This window comes from Eubacterium pyruvativorans, from assembly GCF_900102225.1.
GTDB classification, from domain to species: Bacteria; Bacillota; Clostridia; order Peptostreptococcales; family Anaerovoracaceae; genus Aminicella; species Aminicella pyruvativorans.
Map to the genome: position 1 here is coordinate 72,234 of NZ_FNBF01000002.1, position 18,630 is coordinate 90,863.

An 18,630-nucleotide genomic window follows, 5' to 3' on the forward strand; every position below is an offset into this window, starting at 1 on the left:
AAAGGAAAGAACATGGCACAGTGTGTCGTCATCGCTGACGATCTGACGGGGGGAAACGCCACAGGCGTGCTCCTGACGAAGATGGATTACAGTGTATATACGATTCTGAACAAGGACGCAGTGGAACCGGCGCTCATCGACGGATGTGACTGCGTGATCTATCCGACGGACAGCCGGGGCATCTCGCCGGAAGAAGCATACGACCGGGTTTACCGGGCGACGGAGCTGCTGAAGAAGGAGGATGTGAAGCTGTATTCCCATCGGATTGACAGCACTCTCCGGGGGAACCTGGGAGCGGAGACGGATGCGGTGCTGGACAGCCTGGGGAAGGATTATGTGGCCATTGTGGTGCCGACTTTCCCGGCCACATCCCGGGTCGTCATCGGCGGATACATGCTGGTGGACGGGATTCCTCTGCACAAGTCCGGCATTGCGGTGGATCCGAAGACGCCGGTGAAGACCTCCAACGTGACAGAGGTGCTGGAGAAGCAGACGAAATACCGGGTCGGCACCATCCGGATGGATAATATGATGAATGGGAAACACCATCTGGCCGGTGTGATGAATGAGATGATTTCCGCTGGCTGCCGGATTCTGTCTCTGGATGCCGTGACCCAGGAAGATCTGGATCTGATCGCAGATGCGGTGATCACCAGCCGGCAGAAGGCGGTGATCGTGGACTCCGGCGTCATGACGGCGACCATGGCCCGGAAGCTGATCAAACCGTTCGAGACGAAGGGAAAGAGTAAGATTCTGGTGGTGATGGGCAGCGTGCATCCGATGGCGAAGGTCCAGATGGAGGAATTGTGGCTGTCCCAGCGGACCCACAATTGTTTCGTGGAAACGAGGAAACTGCTGGATGAAGAGACCCGGGAGGAGGAAATCCGCCGGGTGGTGGCAGATATTCAGGCCAGCAGCGACCGGAACCAGATCTGCACAGTGACCGGGGACGGCATCTACCCGGAGAACCGGATCGATTTCGAACCGTACCAGAGACGGTACGGCATGACGCTGGATGAACTGACCGGAGTAATCAATTCCGGATTCGCGGAGATCGCCTACAGTATCTTTTCTGCAGACCCGCTGTTCAAGGGGCTGTATACCGGCGGCGGAGACATCACGGTCAGCGTCTGTGAGCGCTTCGGTACGGCGGGGCTGAAGCTGCTGGACGAGGTTCTGCCTCTGGCGGCCTACGGCAGTTTCCTGAAAGGGGAATTCGAGGGACTGCAGATCATCACGAAGGGCGGCAGCCAGGGAAAATCCGATGCGATCAACCGCTGTATCACATACCTGAAGGAGAAGCTGTACATTTAGCGTCCGGCAGAGTCCGTCCGCCGGGGACGGACTCTTTACATTCTTCGAAATTTACGGTATCTTAAAAGTTAGCAAATTAAAGCGGTGAACTCTGCCCGCCGGTTGTGCGGTGCAGAGTAGGAAGGAAGATAGACATGAAAAAGCCTTTGATTGCGGTGCCGATCGGTGATCCTGCCGGTGTCGGCCCGGAAATTGTTGTGAAATCCCTGGCGTCCGGAGAGCTGAAGGATACAGCGGACTGCATTGTCATCGGCGACCGTCAGGTCATGGAGAATGCCGTGAAGATCTGCGGCGCTGATCTGAAGGTGAATGTGGTGGAAGAACCGGAGCAGGGGAATTACCGGGAAGGCGTGCTGAATCTGATTGATCTGGGAAATATCGACCAGAAGGAATTCGCCTTCGGCGTGGTGAGTCCGATGTGCGGCAGAGCGGCATACCAGTATATCGAGAAGAGTATTCAGCTGGCGATGGACCGGAAAGCGGACGCCGTGGCGACGACCCCGATCAATAAGGAAGCGCTTCATGCGGCGGATATTCACTACATCGGCCACACGGAGATCTTCGGCGCCCTGACCGGAACGGAAGATCCGCTGACCATGTTCGAAACCAACGGCATGCGCGTCTTCTTCCTGACCCGTCACGTGTCCCTGCGGGTGATGCTGGATATGATCAAGAAGGACCGGATCATCGATTACGTGAAACGCTGCACAGAAGCGCTCCGGAGACTGGGCGTGGAGGGCGGCACCATGGCGGTGGCCGGCCTGAATCCGCATTCCGGCGAGCACGGACTGTTCGGAGACGAGGAAGTGAAGGAGATCGCACCGGCGGTGGAAGAGCTGCAGAAGATGGGCTACGATGTGGTGGGCCCGGTGAGTGCGGATTCCGTATTCCACCAGTGTGCGACCGGAAAGTTCAACAGCGTTTTGTCCCTGTATCATGACCAGGGGCATATTGCCACGAAGACCCTGGACTTCGAGAAGACCATCGCCATCACTAACGGCATGCCGATTCTCCGGACTTCGGTGGACCACGGCACAGCCTTCGATATCGCCGGGAAGAACATCGTCAGTGCGGTCAGCATGATCGAGGCGATCCGTCTGGCGGCGAAGTACGCACCGTTCTTCACGAAATAACAATTGTATGACATCCGGAGCGGGAGAATATGCGCAGTTTCCCGCCCCGGCGGTTATAGCCAAAACGGCATTTTTTTCATCATTAATCTAAACCTGAATAAGGAAAGAGAGGGAATTATGGTTAACGGTTTAAGCGGTAATCAGATGCTTCTCGGACTCGCTGTCGGTATCGTTCTTCTGATTTTCATGGTTCTGAAGACGAAAATCCAGGCGTTTCTGGCGCTGATTATCTCCACGGTGGTGGTCGGTGTGATCGGCGGAATGCCGCTCACGACGATTATGATCAAGGTTGACGGGGTCGAGAAACCTTTCGGTATCGTCAATTCCATCACATCCGGCTTCGGCGGTACGCTGGGCAGCATCGGCATCATCATCGGCTTCGGCGTCATGATGGGTCAGATTTTCGAGGTCACCGGGGCGGCGAAGCGGATGGCGTACACTTTCCTGCGGATTTTCGGCAAAGGAAAGGAAGAGTATGCGCTCGCCTTCACTGGATTCATGGTATCGATCCCGATTTTCTGCGACTCGGGATTCCTGGTACTGGCTCCGATTGCGAAGGCGCTGTCGGAAACGACGAAGAAGTCCGTCATCGCACTGGGTGTTTCCCTGGCCTCCGGTCTGGTCATCACCCACTCCCTGGTTCCGCCGACACCGGGTCCGTTGGGCGTCTGTGGTATCTTCGGTGTGGATGTGGGCAAGTTCATCCTGCTGACCCTGGTTCTGGCTATTCCGATGACCATCGCCTGCATCGCCTATGCGAAGTCCCTGGGCCGGAAGTACCCTTGGGTACAGCAGTCCGACGGAACGGTGAAGGTAGTGGAGAAGTGCGAGCCAGATTATGAAGCGGCATTCAATATGGACATGGAAGGTGTTCCGGGTGCGCTGGAATCCTTCATGCCGCTGATTCTGCCGATCCTGCTGATCCTCATCAACACGGTTGCTACCGCACTCGGAAAGACCACCGGCTTCATGCAGGTTCTGATCTTCCTGGGTCAGCCGATCGTTGCGGTGGGTCTGGGTCTGGTTGTGGCCATCTTCACACTGGGCAGAAGACTGGACAGAACGACCTGCCTGGCGGAAATCGAAAAGGGAATGCAGGGCGCCGGCATCATCATGCTGGTTACCGGCGGCGGTGGTGCGCTGGGTCAGATCATCAAGGATTCCGGCCTGGGCAACTACATGGCTGACGGTATGGCGAAGGCTGCCATCCCGATGATTCTCCTGCCGCTGGTGATTTCCACGGCGATGCGTTTCATTCAGGGTTCCGGCACTGTGGCCATGACCACTGCGGCATCCATCTCCGCTCCGATCCTGCTGGCTGCCGGCACAAGCCCGCTGCTGGGCTGCGTGGCCTGCTGCGTCGGCTCCCTGTTCTTCGGTTATTTCAACGACTCCTATTTCTGGGTTGTCAACCGGACACTGGGGGTTGCGGAAGCCAAGGATCAGCTGAGAATCTGGTCTGTGAACTCCACCATCGCATGGGCCATCGGCGTCATCGAGGTTATCATCCTGAGCTTCATCATGAAGTAATAACGAAATACGAAAAGACCGCTTTTCCAGCGAAAGAAAACAGCCGTGCAGGGGCAGCGCCCCCGCATGGCTGTTTTCATGACAGCGATTCACATCGTGGCTGTTTTCATTTCTTCTTCCGGATGGACCAGCCGAAGTGGCCCACATTCTTTCCCAGTGTATAGTAATTTCCATGGACGTAAGAGAGAAGATCCGCGTCTTCCAGGTGGAACGTCTCTTTCTCATCCATGTAGTGCTCGTCTACCAGCACGGCCTTCACTTCCCCCAGGAACATGTCGTGGGAACCCAGGGGAATGATCTGGCTGACCCGGCATTCGATGCTCACCGGAGACTCCCGGATGCTGGGGGCCTGAATGGAAAGGCCGGGATCGATGGTGAGGCCCATGTCCTGAAATTTATTGGTCGTGCGGCCGGAACGGACGCCGCAGTAGTCGGCAGCCCGGGCCAGATCCTTCGTGGTCAGGTTGATGGTGAATTCGCCGGATTTCCGGATCATGTCGTAGGAATACCGTTCCTTCCGGATGCTGACGGAAACCATGGGCGGATTGGTACAGACGTTTGCTGCCCATCCTGCCGTGAACACGTTGGGTTCCCGTGTCACCGGGTCCATGCAGGTGACCAGCACCGCCGGGGCCGGATAGACCATGTTGCCCGGCTTCGGGAACGGAACCTTGTGATGGGGTTTTTGGAGGACATTCCGGCGGGGGGACACTGCTTTCTTCGGCCGGGATGTTTTCTTTCTCTTGTATGACGGATTCTTCTCCATGAGGATGCTCCTTTCTCTGTCATCCTTATCTTACCACAGCCGGGTCCCTTCCGTACACCGGAGAGTGACCAGACTGCCCGGTTCCGGTGGCGGGGGCGGGCCGGGTATGGTAGACTGTATGTATCCAGAAAGAAACAGGAGAGGATTTCTGCAGAGATCCTTTCCGGGAAGGACGGCACCATGAACAGAAGTTATATCACATTCGAACATGTATGGAAGACCTACCTGACCGGCGGCGCCCGGGTGGATGCGCTCCGGGATGTGAGCTTCGGCGTGGAGAAAGGGGAGTTCACGGTGATTCTGGGGGCTTCCGGCGCCGGGAAAACAACACTGCTGAATATGCTGGGGGGCATGGACCGGATCACGGAGGGGAAGATCTGGCTGGACGGCCGGGAAATCTCCGCTATGAATGAGAAAGAGATGGTGCAGTACCGGCGGTATGACGTGGGATTCGTCTTCCAGTTCTATAACCTGATTCCGAACCTGACAGCATTGGAGAATGTGGAGATGGCTGCCATGCTGTGTCCCGATCCGGTGCCGGCAGACCGGGCGCTGGAACTGGTGGGTCTTTCGGAACGCAGAGATAATTTCCCGGCCCAGCTGTCCGGTGGTGAGCAGCAGCGGGTTGCCATCGCCCGGGCGCTTGCCAAGAATCCGAAACTGCTGCTCTGTGACGAACCCACCGGTGCACTGGACTACCGGACCGGGAAGGCGGTGCTGCAGATGCTGTATGACCTGGGCCGAAAAGACGGCACAACCACCCTGGTCATCACGCACAACCAGGCAATTGCCCGGGCTGCTGACAGGGTCATCCGGATCCGCTCGGGCCAGATCGAAAGTGATGAGAGAAATCAGGACCCGGTGCCGGTGGAGAAAATAGAGTGGTAGACGGAGGCGCATATGATCCGAAAACTGACCGTCAGAAGTATACAGACATTCCTGGGCAGGTATATTGCTCTGCTCCTGATCGTGGCTCTGGGCACGGCTTTTTTCGCCGGACTGAAGGTGGTGAAGGAGGCCATGGGCAGGGCCTGCGCAGATTATCTCCGCAGCCAGCATTTCTATGACTATCGCCTGTATTCCAGCCTGGGCTTCAACGGGGCGGATGTCCGGGCGCTGGAAAGTCAGAGACAGAATGGAAAGCCGTTCGTCCTTCGGGCGGAGGGGGGATACACCCTGGATGCGCTGGCGGAAACTGGCGGGCGGACGGATGCCTGGTTTTTTTTGTCCCTCCCGAAGTATGTCAGCAAACCGTCTCTGAAAGCCGGCAGGATGCCCCGGAAGTCCGGGGAATGTCTGGCGGATGACGAGGCATTCACGAAGGCGGATCTGGGGAAGAGGATCCGCATCGGGAAGGAGAACCGACGGGGCATCCGGCGTCAGTTCCGGACCCGTTCCTTCCGGATCGTGGGACTGTCGGATTCCCCGCTCTATCTGAATGATGTGCGGGGCGCATCGGCGCTGGGGAACGGAACGCTGGCGGGATATGTATACATCCCGGCGGAGGATTTTCGCATGCCGGCGTACACGGAGGTGAGCCTGACGCTGCGGGAGCAGGAGACCGCCTACACGGCGGCCGGTGAAAGGGTGTCACGGAAGTACAAGGGAACGGTGCGGAAGAACCTGGAGCGTCTGGCGGAGGACCGGTACCGGAAGATGGTGAAGGAGGCCGGACGGGCAGCGGCGGTCCGGGCCGGGGTGCCGGAACTGCCACGGAAGCAGCAGGCGGAGTTTGCGGAGAAAGCCGGGATCCGGAAGCCGGTGACCCGGCTGCTGACCCGGTCGGAGAACAACGGGTATGTGAGTTTCCGCAGTGACACATCGATCATTGACGGGATTGCGGGGGTCTTTCCAGTCTTTTTTCTGCTGATTGCCATGCTGGTGTCGGCCACCACCATCACCCGGATGGTGGAAGAGGAAAGGACCCAGATCGGCACCATGAAGGCGCTGGGGTACGGCCGCCGGTCCATTATGGCGAAGTATCTCCTCTATGCGGGCAGTGCGGCGTTCCTGGGCTGGTGCGCCGGGTTCCTGCCCGGGACATACTTTTTTCCGAAGATATTCTGGCAGGCATACAGCGTGCTGTATGATTTTGCGCCGATCCCCTATGTCTTCCCGCCGGAACTGGCCGCTCTGACATTTCTGGTCAGCGAGGCGTGTATCCTGCTCACCGCCTGGGTTTCCTGCGCCCGGGAACTGGGGGAGGTGCCGGCTTCTCTCATGCGGCCGAAGGCGCCGAAAGCCGGAAAGCGGGTGCTTCTGGAGCGGGCTGCGCCGCTGTGGCGGCGGCTCACCTTCCTCCAGAAGGTGTCGGTCCGCAACATGTTCCGGTACCGATCCCGTCTGCTGATGATGATTCTGGGAATCGCCTGCTGCTCGGCCCTGCTTCTGCTGGGTTTCGGCGTCCGGGACTCCATGATTCACCTGGATTCATGGCAGTTTGACCGTGTGCAGCGGTATGACCTGATGGTGTCGGCGGATCCCGGGGATCTGAACCGGGTGAAGAAAGAGATACGGAAGAAGGGGTCTTCCTCTCTGCTTCCGGTGCGGTCGGAAGTGGCGGAGTTTCGGACACAGAAAGGAAGCATGCAGAATGTGCAGGTGTTTTCGGTCCGGTCCGGGGATGCCGGGGAGCTGAAGAAGTACTGGAAACTGAGCCGGGACGGCCGGACAGTCCTGCTGCCGAAAGACGGGAGCATGCTGGCCGGCGCCCGCCTTGCCGAGAAACTGGAGATCCGGCCGGGGGAGACTGTGGCATGTGAGACCCAGAGCGGGAGAAAACGCACGCTTCGGGGCGGGAAGACATTCGACAATTATGTGGGGAATTATGTTTTCGTGACGCCCCGGACGGCGGACCGGCTGTTCGGGAAGGGAAAACCGAACGGGGTATTCGTGCGGTCGGAAGGCGGAGATCCGGAGAAACTGGCGCAGCAGATCACGAAGATCCCGGGAGTCCTGTCGGTTTCCGCTGCGGCGCCGGTCCGCAGAAGTGTGTACCAGGGGGTTTCCTGCCTGAACTATCTGATCTGGCTGATTGTGGCATTCAGTGCCGGGCTTGCCTTCATCGTAATCTACAATCTGACGAACATCAATCTGGCGGAACGGAAACGGGAAATTGCCACGGTCCGGGTGCTGGGATTCACGCCCCGGGAGACGGCGTCGTATGTGCTGCGGGAGAATGTTCTGATGGCGGTGATCGGCGGCGGTCTGGGGCTTGTGCCGGGACGCTGGCTGAAGGCGTTCGTCATGGGACGGATTCTGATCGACAACATGACCTTTCCGGATGTGATCCGGCCGGTATCCTATCTGCTGGCCTGGGGCATCACTGTTCTGTTTGCGGTGCTGGTCAGCCGGGTGATGCGGCGTCATATCGGGACGATTCCGATGGCGGAATCTCTGAAGGCGGCGGAGTAGAGAAAACCTACCGGGCAGGTTAACAATTTAGCGTATTATTACTGAGCGGACCTGCGGGTCCGCCTTTTTTCCTGCCCGGCGAAATTGACCTGCAGCGACGAAATTGTTAAGAAAATATCATATAATTTGGTTTGAAAAAGCAAAAAATATACAAAACCTTGTTATGTATACACTGTTAGAGAATTGAAAATATTCAGGTAGGTGGTATAATAGGTGTCAACTGAATGGGGCTATTCAGGAAAATTGTGGGTGATTTCCGAAGTGCTTTCGTAACGCACTGCTGCAGCGCCGGTCCGGTTCCGTCCTTCTTTCGGGCAGGAAACCGGACGGATGCCGCAGCGCTTACGATGGAATTCTTTCTGCCGGAGACGGTGCAGAAGCATGCGGAATCGAAAACTGAAATCGTGATCAAGGAGGAGAAATGAGCAGACTCAGTATCTATACGAAAGATGAAGCTCAGAAGACGGTGGAAGGATTATACAAGGACGTGGAGCGTCGGATCCAGGCCAGCCAGCCGGGAATCTGCCCGATTGACCTTTCTGTATCCTTCCTGCACATCTGTCGTTCCCAGTCCTGCGGAAAGTGTGTCCCGTGCCGTGTGGGACTGGTCCGTCTGGAAGAGGAGATCCAGAAGATTCTGGACGGGAACGGCACCATGGAAACCCTGGACGTCATCGAGAAGACAGCGGAAGGAATCTATTTTTCTTCAGATTGTGCCATCGGATTTGAAGCGGCCCGCATGGTGCTGACCGGACTGAAAGGATTCCGGGATGATTATATTGAACATATTCAGCATGGAAGATGTTCCATCGTGAAGAAGGAGCCGGTTCCTTGCGTTTCCCTGTGCCCTGCCCACGTGGATGTGCCGGGATATATTTCTCTGGTCAGAGAAGGACGTTACCAGGATGCCGCCAACCTCATCCGGAAGGACAACCCGCTGCCTTCGGTCTGCGGATACATCTGCGAGCATCCGTGTGAAACCCGCTGCCGGCGCACACTGGTGGATGACCCGATCAATATCCGGGCGCTGAAGCGGTATGCCGTGGATCACGAGGGAGAGATTCCGAAGCCGGTCTGCGCAGAGCCGACCGGGAAGAAGGTCGTCATTATCGGCGGCGGCCCGGGAGGCCTGAGTGCCGCCTATTATCTGGCGAGAATGGGCCATTCCGTCACGATTTACGAACAGCGGAAGCAGCTGGGCGGTATGCTCCGGTACGGCATTCCGAACTACCGTCTGCCGCGGGAAGTGCTGGATAAGGAAATCGATGCGATTTTGTCTGCCGGCATCAAGGTGCATACCAACACCAGCGTGGGCAGCGATGTGGATGTACGGGACCTGAAGGCGAACTACGATGCGATCTATATCTGTATCGGCGCTCATGTGGGCCGGAAGGTGGGTATCGAAGGGGAAGATGCGGAAGGCGTCTACTCTGCAGTGGAAGTCCTCCGGCGGATCGGAGACGGCGATAAGCCGGATTACCACGGAAAGCGCATCGTCGTCATCGGCGGCGGCAACGTGGCCATGGACGCAGCCCGTTCCGCAGTCCGGCTGGGGGCAGAGAGCGTGCAGATTGCCTACAGGAGAAGGAAGAATGATATGACTGCGCTCCCGGAGGAGCTGATCGGTGCAGAGCAGGACGGCTGTGAAATCGTGGAACTTCATGCGCCGACCCGGGTTGAGACCGACGAGAACGGAAAGGTGACGGCACTGTGGGTGCAGCCGCAGATCGTGGGAGATATTAAGGGCGGACGGCCGTCCCCGCGGGATGCGGATATGCCGGAACGCCGGCTGGCCTGCGACATCGTCATCGTCGCCATCGGACAGGGAATCGACTACACCCGTCTGGCGGAGGAATCCGGCGTGTCCATCCGGAAGGGCGGACGGATCGAAGCGCTGGATACCAGTGAGATCAAGGACATGGAGGGCGTCTATGCCGGCGGCGACTGCGTCACCGGACCGGCGACTGTTATCCGCGCCATCGCTGCCGGCAAGGTGGCGGCGGCCAATATCGACGAATATCTGGGTTACAATCACGAGATCACCTGCGACGTTGAACTGCCGCCGATCCGGCTGGATGACCATGAACCTTGCGGCAGAATCAACATGAAAGAACGGGAACCGTCGGAAAGAATCCACGATTTCGATCTGATGGAATACGGTTTCACCGAAGAAGAGGCCTGTCAGGAAGCGGGACGCTGCCTGCACTGTGACCACTTCGGCTATGGATCATTCAAGGGAGGCAGAGAAGAGAAATGGTAAGTCTTACGATTGATAACCGCCCGGTTACCGTACCGGAAGGAACGTCCATCCTGGACGCTGCGAAAAAAGTCGGTATCTATATCCCTACCCTTTGCTTCCTGAAGGATGTGAACGAGATCGGCGCCTGCCGGGTCTGCGTGGTGGAGATCGAAGGGTATACGAAGCTGATGACGGCCTGCAGCACCACGGTGCAGGAGGGTATGGTGGTGCACACGAATAATCGGAATGTCCGTGTGGCCAGAAGAAACAATGTGGAGCTGATTCTGTCCGAGCATGACAGCAACTGCGTCCTCTGCACCAGGAGCGGCAACTGCGGACTGCAGAAGATCGCCCAGGATCTGAACATCCACCATATTCATTTCGAGAAGAAAATCCCGACGAAAGTCGGAAACCGGGAATTCCCGCTGATCCGGGAATATTCCAAGTGCATCAAGTGCATGCGCTGTGTGCAGTTCTGCGACAAGGTACAGGATTCCCGTATCTGGGACATTGTGAATCTGGGACACGAGGTCACGGTGGACACCGGAAGCACGCTGCGGCTGGAAGACTCCGACTGCGCATTGTGCGGACAGTGCATCACCCACTGCCCGGTGAACGGACTTCATGAGCGGGATGACACCGACCGGGTCTATGAAGCGATCAATGATCCGGACATCATCACAGTGGTGCAGATTGCACCGTCCATCCGGGCTGCCTGGGGAGAAGCATTCGGACTGTCCCCGAAATTCGCATCCATGAAGCGGCTGGCATCCGCCCTGCATCAGGTGGGCTTCGATTATATCTTCGACACGGATTTCTCCGCCGATCTAACCATCATGGAAGAGGCGAATGAGTTCCTGGAACGGGTGAAAAACAAGGATCATGAGAAATTCCCGATGTTCACCTCCTGCTGTCCGGGCTGGGTGCGCTACTGCAAGGCCCATTATCCGGAGTTCGTGGATCAGATTTCCACGTCCAAGTCTCCGCAGCAGATGTTCGGCGCCATTGCGAAGACATGGTACGCCCAGATGCTGAACGTGCCGCCGTCGAAGCTTTGTGTGGTTTCCATCATGCCGTGCATCGCCAAGAAGCATGAGTGCGCCATTCCGACCATCAATGACGCCGATGCGGGCCGGGACGTGGACTACGCCCTGACCACCCGGGAAATGAACCGGATGATCCGCAGCACCCACATCGATCCGCACGATCTGAAGGAACGGAAGCTGGACATGCCTCTGGGACTGGGCAGCGGAGCCGGTGCGATCTTCGGCGCCACAGGCGGCGTCATGGAGGCGGCGCTGCGTACCGCATACTATGCGGTCACCGGTGAGAATCCGGATCCGGATGCTTTCCGGGATGTCCGGGGCATCGAGGGCTGGAAGGAAGAGACCTTCGATCTGAACGGAACGCCGCTTCGGGTGGCGGTGGTCAGCGGACTGGGCAACGCCGGGAAGCTGCTGGAGGCTCTGAAGCGGGGCGACGTGGAATACGACTTCGTGGAAGTCATGGCCTGCCCGGGCGGCTGCGTGGGCGGCGGCGGACAGCCGATCCACGACGGTGTGGAAATGGCGGAGTCCAGAGGAAAGATTCTTTATGACATCGACGGGAAGATGTCTCTTCGCTTCTCTCACGAAAATCCGAGCATTATCGACTGCTACGAGAAATTCCTGGGGAAACCGCTGTCTGAGCGCAGTGAACACCTGCTTCACACCGACCATCACAGCTGGAAAATGCCGAACGAAGAATAGCGGCGACGTTGCATCATGAACGACTGCGTGGTACGCTGAGGTGTACCGCGCGGTTTTTTGTACCGGAGCGGACAAAGATAAAACGAAAGAACGATCAGTGAAATTGTTGTTAATGATAACAATTTTTCATAAATCTTTTTGTGCAAACAGATTGACAGGAGAGGGATGTCCTGTTATTATACTGGTAACGTGATAAAGCATTAACAATCACGTTGCAACAGAGGCATCCATTTATTAGCTCAGGCAACTTTTCGTTGCAAGGCTCCTATAACTAAGACACATGAAGACCCCATCGTTCTTGCGGTGGGGTGTTCATGTTTTTTGGCTGCTGTATTCTGAAAAGCGGAAAGGAACGGGAAGAAGTGGAAGAGAAACTGAAGAGGATCACCGGGAAACTGATCCGGGAGCATTCCCTGGAAGAGGAAGAGTACCGGTATCTGATCGATCACCGGGAGGATGCCCGGGACCCGCTGGCCCGGGAGGCCCGCCGGGTGACGGAGCAGATCTACGGCGATGAAATCTTCGTCCGCGGACTCATTGAATTCACCAATATCTGCCGAAATGACTGCCTCTACTGCGGTATCCGGAATAGCAACGAAAACGTGGAGCGGTACCGGCTCACAGAGAAGCAGATTCTGGACTGCTGCGCAGAGGGCTATGAACTGGGATACCGGACCTTCGTGCTCCAGGGCGGAGAAGACGGATATTTCTCCGACGAAGTGCTGGTGCCGCTGATCCGGAAGATCCGGCGGGAATATCCGGAATGCGCAATCACCCTTTCCATCGGAGAGCGGGAGAGAGCCAGCTACCAGGCACTGTTCGACGCCGGTGCCGACCGGTATCTGCTCCGGCATGAGACGGCGGACGAGGGTCATTACAGGAAGCTTCACCCGGAAAGAATGTCCTTCCGCCACCGGATGAACTGCCTCCGGGAGCTCCGGGAGATCGGATATGCCGTGGGGGCGGGCTTCATGGTGGGCTCCCCGTTCCAGACTTCCCGGGAATTGGCGGAGGATCTGAAGTTCATCGAAACCTTCCGGCCGGAAATGTGCGGCATCGGCCCGTTCATCCCTCACCGGGACACGCCTTTCCGGGATGAGCCGGCGGGCACGCTGGAGCTGACCTGCTTCCTGCTTTCGGTGATCCGTCTGGCCTGGCCAAGCGTGCTGCTGCCGGCCACCACCGCTCTGGGAACCATCGATCCCCGGGGACGGGAGAAGGGGGTTCTATCCGGGGCCAATGTGGTCATGCCGAACCTGTCGCCCACGGAAGTCCGGCGGAATTACGAACTGTATAATGACAAGATCTGTATGGGTGACGAATCCGCCCAGTGCCGCAGCTGTCTGGATATGCGGATGCGGACGGTGGGCCGCCGGGTGGTGACGGACCGGGGGGATCTTCGGAGAACTCCCCGGGAAGAGGTGAATGAAGAAGAATCGAGGAGAAAGAATGGGACTGAATGATGTATCGTCCGGAGAACGGATTCATATCGGTTTTTTCGGACTTCGGAATGCGGGAAAATCCAGCGTGGTCAACGCCGTGACCGGTCAGGATCTGGCGGTGGTGTCCGATGTGAAGGGTACCACCACGGATCCGGTGAAGAAGTCCATGGAGCTGCTTCCGCTGGGACCTGTGGTGATCATCGATACCCCGGGATTCGACGATGAAGGCATGCTGGGAGAGAAACGGGTCCGGGCCACCCGGAAGGTACTGGGATCCATTGATGTGGCGGTTCTGGTGGTGGACGGCACCGAAGGCCTCCGCCCCGCCGACCGGGAACTCATGGAAATGTTCCGGGAACGGCGGATTCCGTACCTGATTGCCTGGAACAAGGCGGATCTGGATCAGGGGGGAGAAGGAGGCCTGAAGGAGCCGCCGGCGGATATTCCGGAAGAGCGGCTGGTTCGTGTCAGCGCAGTCACCGGCGGAAACATCCATGAATTGAAGGAGCGGATCGGCCATTTCGCCCAGGGGCAGGAGAATCAGAAAGTTCTGGTCCGGGATCTGCTGTCACCGGGGGATGCGGTGGTTCTGGTCATCCCGATTGACAAGGCTGCGCCGAAGGGACGGCTGATTCTGCCGGAACAGATGATGATCCGGGATGTGCTGGATGCCCGGGCCGTGGCGGTTGTGACCCAGGAGGACCGGCTGGCGGAAACCCTGGTGGAATTAACCCGTCCACCCCGCATGGTGATCACCGATTCCCAGGCGTTCCGGCAGGTGGCGGAAGTTCTGCCGGAGGGCATCCCGCTGACTTCGTTCTCGATTCTGATGGCCCGTTACAAAGGGGAGCTGGAACCGCTCACGGAGGGCGCCGCCGTTCTGGACGAACTAAAACCCCAGGACAAGGTGCTGATTTCCGAGGGCTGTACCCATCACCGCCAGTGCGGCGACATCGGCACGGAGAAACTGCCCCGGCTGCTGAACCAGTATACAGGCCATCCGGTTCAGTTCGATGTCAGCGCCGGCACCGGATTCCCGGAGGACCTGACGCCCTATAAGCTGGTGATCCACTGCGGCGGCTGTATGCTGAATGAACGAGAGATGCATACCAGAATGCGCCGTGCAGCGGAGCAGGGAGTGCCGATGACCAATTACGGCGTGGCCATTGCGAAGATGAACGGCATCCTGGAGCGGAGCCTGGATTTGTTTCCTGCGGTGCGGAAGCGGCTGGAGAAATAGAACGCTTCCCCGGTGCTTTTTTGTCCCGGAAATCCGGGAAAATCATGGTGCATGCCCCGGAAACAGGGTATAATAGAACAATCATATTCTGACTGCGAAGCGGACACTGAGCAGGAAGTAATGGCGTGCCGAACCGGTCTTCCTGCCCTCTGGACAGGAAGATTTTTTTGTGTTTCTGATTCAGAAAGGAGCGAAAGCTATGGGAGATGAGAAGAGACTGGGCATTGTCGGTATTTTTGTGGAAGATCTGGAGCAGGCCGACGGGGTAAATGACGTGATTCATGAGTCCAGCAGCATTGTGGTGGCCAGAATGGGTATTCCGTACAAGGAACGGGATGTTTCGGTTATTTCTCTGCTGGTGGACGGCACGGCGGATGAGATCAATGCGCTGACGGGCAGTCTGGGACGGATTCCGTCGGTCAGTGTGAAATCAATGCTGAGGAAGGATAAGTAACAGCGGATGCTGAAAATAGCGATTTACGGAAAAGGCGGGATCGGCAAGTCCACGGTGACGTCGAATCTGGCGGCGGCCTTCGCGACGATGGGGAAGAAGGTCATTCAGATCGGCTGTGATCCGAAGGCGGACTCCACGATCAGCCTGCTGGGCGGCGTCGGCGTGACGCCGGTCATGAATTACATGAGAGAATATGACCGGGATCCGGAGCTGGAGGAGATCATGAAGATCGGCTTCGGCGGGGTCAGATGCATCGAGACCGGGGGGCCGACCCCCGGTCTCGGATGTGCGGGAAGAGGAATCATCACCACCTTCAAACTGCTGGATGACCTGCATCTGTTCGAGCGGGAGAAGCCGGATGTGGTTCTGTACGACGTACTGGGGGACGTGGTCTGCGGCGGGTTCGCCGTGCCGATCCGGGAAGGGTTCGCCGGAGAGATCCTGATCGTCACCTCCGGGGAGAAGATGGCGCTTTATGCGGCGAATAACATTTATACCGCCGTGAAGAATTTCGAGGACCGAAGTTATGCGAAGGTCCGGGGCATTGTGCTGAACCGCAGGAATGTGCCGGAGGAAGAAAGGAAAGTCCGGGATTTCGCAGAGGAGCGGGGCATTCCCATTGCGGCGGACATCCCGCGGTCTGACGACATCAACCGGTATGAGGATGGGGGGAAAACTGTGATCGAGGGGGACCCGACCCTCCCGGTCAGCCGGAAGTTCTATGAGCTGGCGGAGAAACTGCTGGAAGACGGAGAGAAGGACCGGGAAGAAGGACTGTTTTAGTTCACCCGGGGAGAGACAGACACCGATGGAGACGGAAACGATGACAAAAAAACCTTACAGTATTTCGGCCGGAGAACTGGCTGCCCGGGGGCCGGAACGGATTCCGGAGGCGTTCGTGCCGAACTGCCATCTGATCTACAGCAGCCCGGCAACGCTGTTTTATAATTCGCCGGGGGCCATCGGCTTCGGCGTGAAACGGGCGGGGCTGGTGATTCCGGAATCGGTGATGCTGCTGGTTTCCCCGGGATGCTGCGGCAGGAATTCCACCATTCTCAGTGCGGAAGAAGGGTATGCAGACCGGATGTTCTATCTGCTAATGGATGAAACTGATCTGGTTACCGGCCGCCACCTGAAGAAAATCCCGGAAGCAGTGGCGGAAATTCTGGAGACGGCGAAGCCCCGGCCGAAGGTGGTGCTGATCTGCATTACCTGTGTGGATGCACTGCTGGGCACGGATCTGGAACGGGTCTGCCGGGAAGCCCGGGAGAAAACCGGTGTGACGGTGGTGCCGAGTTATATGTACGCTCTGGAACGGGAAGGGCGGAAACCGCCGATGGCGGCCATCCGGCAGACAGTCTATTCGCTGCTGGAGCCGGCGGAAGGCAGGAAGGATCCCCGGATGGTGAATCTGATGGGATTCTTCTCGGCTCTGGACCCGGAGAGTGATCTCATCGCTCTGCTGAAACAGGCCGGGATCCGCAGGGTGAACCAGGTGGCGGAGATGAATACTCTGGACGAGTACCGGGAGATGAGCCGGGCGAATTTCAACCTGATGCTGCACCCGGAGTCCCGGTTTGCGGCGGAGGATCTTCAGAACCGGCTGGGAATGCCGTATATTGAATTTCCGCGGCTGTTCGCACCGGAGAAAATCCACCACATGTACCAGCTGCTGGGGGCTGCGGTGGGCGTGACATTCCGGGATGAGGTGTACTATGAAGCGGCGAAGGCGGCCCGGGACCGGTTCAAGGCGGCCCGGAAGGGAACCCGTTTCGCCGTGGGAGAGGTCATGAACGGCAATCCCTATGAAATGGCGGCATCTCTCACGGAAATGGGCATGGAAGTGCCGACGATTTTCGCCAATCTGACCCCGGATGATTTCCCGTTCCTGGGACGTCTGGCCCGGCGGAGCCCGGAGACCCGGATCTACACCGGCATTGACCCGTCCATGGTCTGGTACCGGCCGGAAGAAGCGCCGCCGGTGGATATCACCGTGGGGAAGGACGCCGGCGGATACTATCCCGGTGTGCCGAATCTGGAGTGGAACAGCGAGAAGGAACCCTTCGGATTCAAGGGATTCACAGATTTCATCAACGGGCTGGAGGAGGTGCTGGCATGAAAGGATTATATCGCTATCTGTCCCCGGCGGCTCCGGACCAGTCCGGAGCGGTTTCCGTTCTGTTCGAACTGGGGGGCATCATCGTCATCACCGATGCCGGCGGCTGCACCGGCAACATCTGCGGATTCGACGAGCCCCGCTGGTTTACGAAGAGCAGCGCCGTATATTCCGCCGGACTCCGGGATATGGACGCGATTCTGGGGCGGGATGACCGGCTGCTGGAGAAAATCCGCCGGGCCGCTTCGGATCTGGACCCGTATTTCATCGCCATCATCGGCACGCCTGTTCCCTCGGTGATTGCAACCGATTATGGGGCGATTTCCCGTTTGGCGGAGAAACAGCTGGGGATTCCCACAATTTATATTGAAACCACTGGTATGGAAAATTACGATGCGGGGCAGCGCAAGGCGTACGAAGCGGTGCTGAAACTTCTGAAGCGGGGGCGGGAGGAACTGGAAGGACGGAGTGACGGGACCGGATCCCGGGAAGGCGCCGCCGGCCGGCTCATCCGCAGGCTGCAGCGGGAGAAAGGGGATGCGCCGGCCCCGGACCTGGGGGTCTGGGGGGCTACACCTCTGGATCTGCCGGGAACCGAAAGCGCCCGGCTGATCATGGAACGGGCCCGGCAGGCAGGGTACGAACGGGCCGCCTGCTACGGCATGGATTCCGGTCTGGCGGACCTGATGGATGCAGCCTGTGTGAAGGAAAATCTGCTGGTTTCCTGGTCCGGCCTTTCGGCGGTCCGGGCGCTGGAGAAAGCCGGCATTCCCTTCCGGCTGGGAACCGGGGCTCCCTTCGAGGGCGGCATCACCGAGGAACAGATCCGGCAGGTGGCGGACCGGATTCGGCGGGACGGACCGATGGAAATGCTGATTCTTCATCAGCAGGTGGCGGCGGAAGCGCTGCGCCGCCGTTTCCGGGGGCTGCTGCCGGAGATGGCAGGACGAATCCGGATCGGCAGTTTCTTTCAGATGGACCCCAAGTTTACGGAAGAAGGCGACCTGCATCTGGAGGGGGAGAACGAACTGATCCGGGCGGCCGGCGGGAAAAGGTTCGGCATCATCTGCGGGGATCCGCTGTACCGGCGGGCTCTGGGCGATTATGCGGGGCTTTGGATTGATCTGCCCCACTATGCGGTGTCGGGTCAGATGTTCATGAAGTCCGGAGAGGACCGGATCGTATCCTCATGGCGTACGGCGAAGGAATAACTGCGGCGGGAGCACGAGGGAGC

The 18,630-nt window shown here is 58.2% G+C and carries 15 protein-coding genes; 14 read left to right on the forward strand and 1 reads right to left on the reverse strand.

All coding sequences use genetic code 11. From position 1 onward, the window contains the following. The first annotated feature begins 12 nt into the window (after positions 1-12). From BLQ24_RS01200 to BLQ24_RS01210, 3 genes are all read left to right on the forward strand, one after another. On the forward strand, positions 13-1,314 hold the full coding sequence (locus BLQ24_RS01200; protein WP_090161828.1) for a four-carbon acid sugar kinase family protein: 1,302 nt from the start codon (positions 13-15) through the stop codon (positions 1,312-1,314). A gap of 128 nt (positions 1,315-1,442) precedes the next feature. After that, a complete protein-coding gene (pdxA, locus tag BLQ24_RS01205; RefSeq protein ID WP_336433253.1) occupies positions 1,443-2,447 on the forward strand; it encodes a 4-hydroxythreonine-4-phosphate dehydrogenase PdxA in 1,005 nt (334 codons plus the stop codon). Positions 2,448-2,564: 117 nt separating this feature from the next. Next, positions 2,565-3,977 (forward strand): GntP family permease, encoded by a 1,413-nt coding sequence (locus tag BLQ24_RS01210; protein ID WP_090161832.1) that lies wholly within the window; start codon positions 2,565-2,567, stop codon positions 3,975-3,977. Positions 3,978-4,083: 106 nt separating this feature from the next. Here BLQ24_RS01210 and BLQ24_RS01215 read toward each other — a convergent pair whose 3' ends face one another. After that, the gene (locus BLQ24_RS01215; RefSeq protein WP_090161835.1) at positions 4,084-4,743 is read right to left on the reverse strand and encodes a flavin reductase family protein; all 660 of its coding nucleotides are present in this window, start codon (positions 4,741-4,743) and stop codon (positions 4,084-4,086) included. A gap of 180 nt (positions 4,744-4,923) precedes the next feature. Here BLQ24_RS01215 and BLQ24_RS01220 point away from each other — a divergent pair, with 180 nt between their 5' ends. The 11 genes from BLQ24_RS01220 to BLQ24_RS01270 all read left to right on the forward strand — a co-directional run bounded on the left by BLQ24_RS01220 (position 4,924) and on the right by BLQ24_RS01270 (position 18,607). After that, positions 4,924-5,631, forward strand: coding sequence for an ABC transporter ATP-binding protein (locus tag BLQ24_RS01220; protein ID WP_090161837.1), 708 nt, complete (start codon positions 4,924-4,926; stop codon positions 5,629-5,631). Between the two features lie 12 nt (positions 5,632-5,643). After that, positions 5,644-8,157 (forward strand): ABC transporter permease, encoded by a 2,514-nt coding sequence (locus BLQ24_RS01225; protein ID WP_090161839.1) that lies wholly within the window; start codon positions 5,644-5,646, stop codon positions 8,155-8,157. A 224-nt stretch (positions 8,158-8,381) separates the two neighbouring features. Next, positions 8,382-8,582, forward strand: a complete 201-nt coding sequence (locus BLQ24_RS01230; RefSeq protein ID WP_143004217.1) for a hypothetical protein — start codon at positions 8,382-8,384, stop codon at positions 8,580-8,582. Next, a complete protein-coding gene (locus BLQ24_RS01235; protein WP_090161843.1) occupies positions 8,579-10,417 on the forward strand; it encodes an NAD(P)-binding protein in 1,839 nt (612 codons plus the stop codon). Before BLQ24_RS01230 ends, BLQ24_RS01235 begins: the two co-directional genes overlap by 4 nt. After that, complete coding sequence (locus tag BLQ24_RS01240) at positions 10,411-12,144, forward strand: [FeFe] hydrogenase, group A (protein ID WP_090161845.1); 1,734 nt, start codon at positions 10,411-10,413, stop codon at positions 12,142-12,144. The genes BLQ24_RS01235 and BLQ24_RS01240 overlap by 7 nt, the downstream gene beginning before the upstream one ends. A 314-nt stretch (positions 12,145-12,458) precedes the next feature. Then, the gene (gene hydE / locus BLQ24_RS01245) at positions 12,459-13,607 is read left to right on the forward strand and encodes a [FeFe] hydrogenase H-cluster radical SAM maturase HydE (protein WP_090161847.1); all 1,149 of its coding nucleotides are present in this window, start codon (positions 12,459-12,461) and stop codon (positions 13,605-13,607) included. After that, complete coding sequence (hydF, locus tag BLQ24_RS01250; protein WP_090161849.1) at positions 13,594-14,826, forward strand: [FeFe] hydrogenase H-cluster maturation GTPase HydF; 1,233 nt, start codon at positions 13,594-13,596, stop codon at positions 14,824-14,826. Before hydE ends, hydF begins: the two co-directional genes overlap by 14 nt. Positions 14,827-15,025: 199 nt before the next feature. After that, positions 15,026-15,280, forward strand: a complete 255-nt coding sequence (locus BLQ24_RS01255) for a TM1266 family iron-only hydrogenase system putative regulator (RefSeq protein WP_090162001.1) — start codon at positions 15,026-15,028, stop codon at positions 15,278-15,280. 6 nt (positions 15,281-15,286) lie between these two features. Beyond that, a complete protein-coding gene (locus tag BLQ24_RS01260) occupies positions 15,287-16,063 on the forward strand; it encodes a nucleotide-binding protein (RefSeq protein WP_090161851.1) in 777 nt (258 codons plus the stop codon). Beyond that, positions 16,002-17,399 carry a nitrogenase component 1 gene (locus BLQ24_RS01265; RefSeq protein WP_242869545.1) on the forward strand — a complete coding sequence of 466 codons (1,398 nt, stop codon included), beginning with the start codon at positions 16,002-16,004 and terminating at the stop codon, positions 17,397-17,399. Before BLQ24_RS01260 ends, BLQ24_RS01265 begins: the two co-directional genes overlap by 62 nt. Continuing rightward, positions 17,396-18,607, forward strand: a complete 1,212-nt coding sequence (locus tag BLQ24_RS01270) for a nitrogenase component 1 (RefSeq protein ID WP_090161853.1) — start codon at positions 17,396-17,398, stop codon at positions 18,605-18,607. Before BLQ24_RS01265 ends, BLQ24_RS01270 begins: the two co-directional genes overlap by 4 nt. Positions 18,608-18,630 lie beyond the last annotated feature (23 nt).

Bases quoted from the DNA above. Each gene is read 5' to 3' on its own strand.
- BLQ24_RS01200 (WP_090161828.1), top strand. From the start codon at position 13: ATGGCACAGTGTGTCGTCATCGCTGACGATCTGACGGGGGGAAACGCC.
- BLQ24_RS01210 (WP_090161832.1), top strand. From the start codon at position 2,565: ATGGTTAACGGTTTAAGCGGTAATCAGATGCTTCTCGGACTCGCTGTC.
- BLQ24_RS01215 (WP_090161835.1), bottom strand. From the start codon at position 4,743: ATGGAGAAGAATCCGTCATACAAGAGAAAGAAAACATCCCGGCCGAAG.
- BLQ24_RS01220 (WP_090161837.1), top strand. From the start codon at position 4,924: ATGAACAGAAGTTATATCACATTCGAACATGTATGGAAGACCTACCTG.
- BLQ24_RS01225 (WP_090161839.1), top strand. From the start codon at position 5,644: ATGATCCGAAAACTGACCGTCAGAAGTATACAGACATTCCTGGGCAGG.
- BLQ24_RS01230 (WP_143004217.1), top strand. From the start codon at position 8,382: ATGGGGCTATTCAGGAAAATTGTGGGTGATTTCCGAAGTGCTTTCGTA.
- BLQ24_RS01235 (WP_090161843.1), top strand. From the start codon at position 8,579: ATGAGCAGACTCAGTATCTATACGAAAGATGAAGCTCAGAAGACGGTG.
- BLQ24_RS01240 (WP_090161845.1), top strand. From the start codon at position 10,411: ATGGTAAGTCTTACGATTGATAACCGCCCGGTTACCGTACCGGAAGGA.
- hydE (WP_090161847.1), top strand. From the start codon at position 12,459: ATGTTTTTTGGCTGCTGTATTCTGAAAAGCGGAAAGGAACGGGAAGAA.
- hydF (WP_090161849.1), top strand. From the start codon at position 13,594: ATGGGACTGAATGATGTATCGTCCGGAGAACGGATTCATATCGGTTTT.
- BLQ24_RS01255 (WP_090162001.1), top strand. From the start codon at position 15,026: ATGGGAGATGAGAAGAGACTGGGCATTGTCGGTATTTTTGTGGAAGAT.
- BLQ24_RS01260 (WP_090161851.1), top strand. From the start codon at position 15,287: ATGCTGAAAATAGCGATTTACGGAAAAGGCGGGATCGGCAAGTCCACG.
- BLQ24_RS01265 (WP_242869545.1), top strand. From the start codon at position 16,002: ATGAGCTGGCGGAGAAACTGCTGGAAGACGGAGAGAAGGACCGGGAAG.
- BLQ24_RS01270 (WP_090161853.1), top strand. From the start codon at position 17,396: ATGAAAGGATTATATCGCTATCTGTCCCCGGCGGCTCCGGACCAGTCC.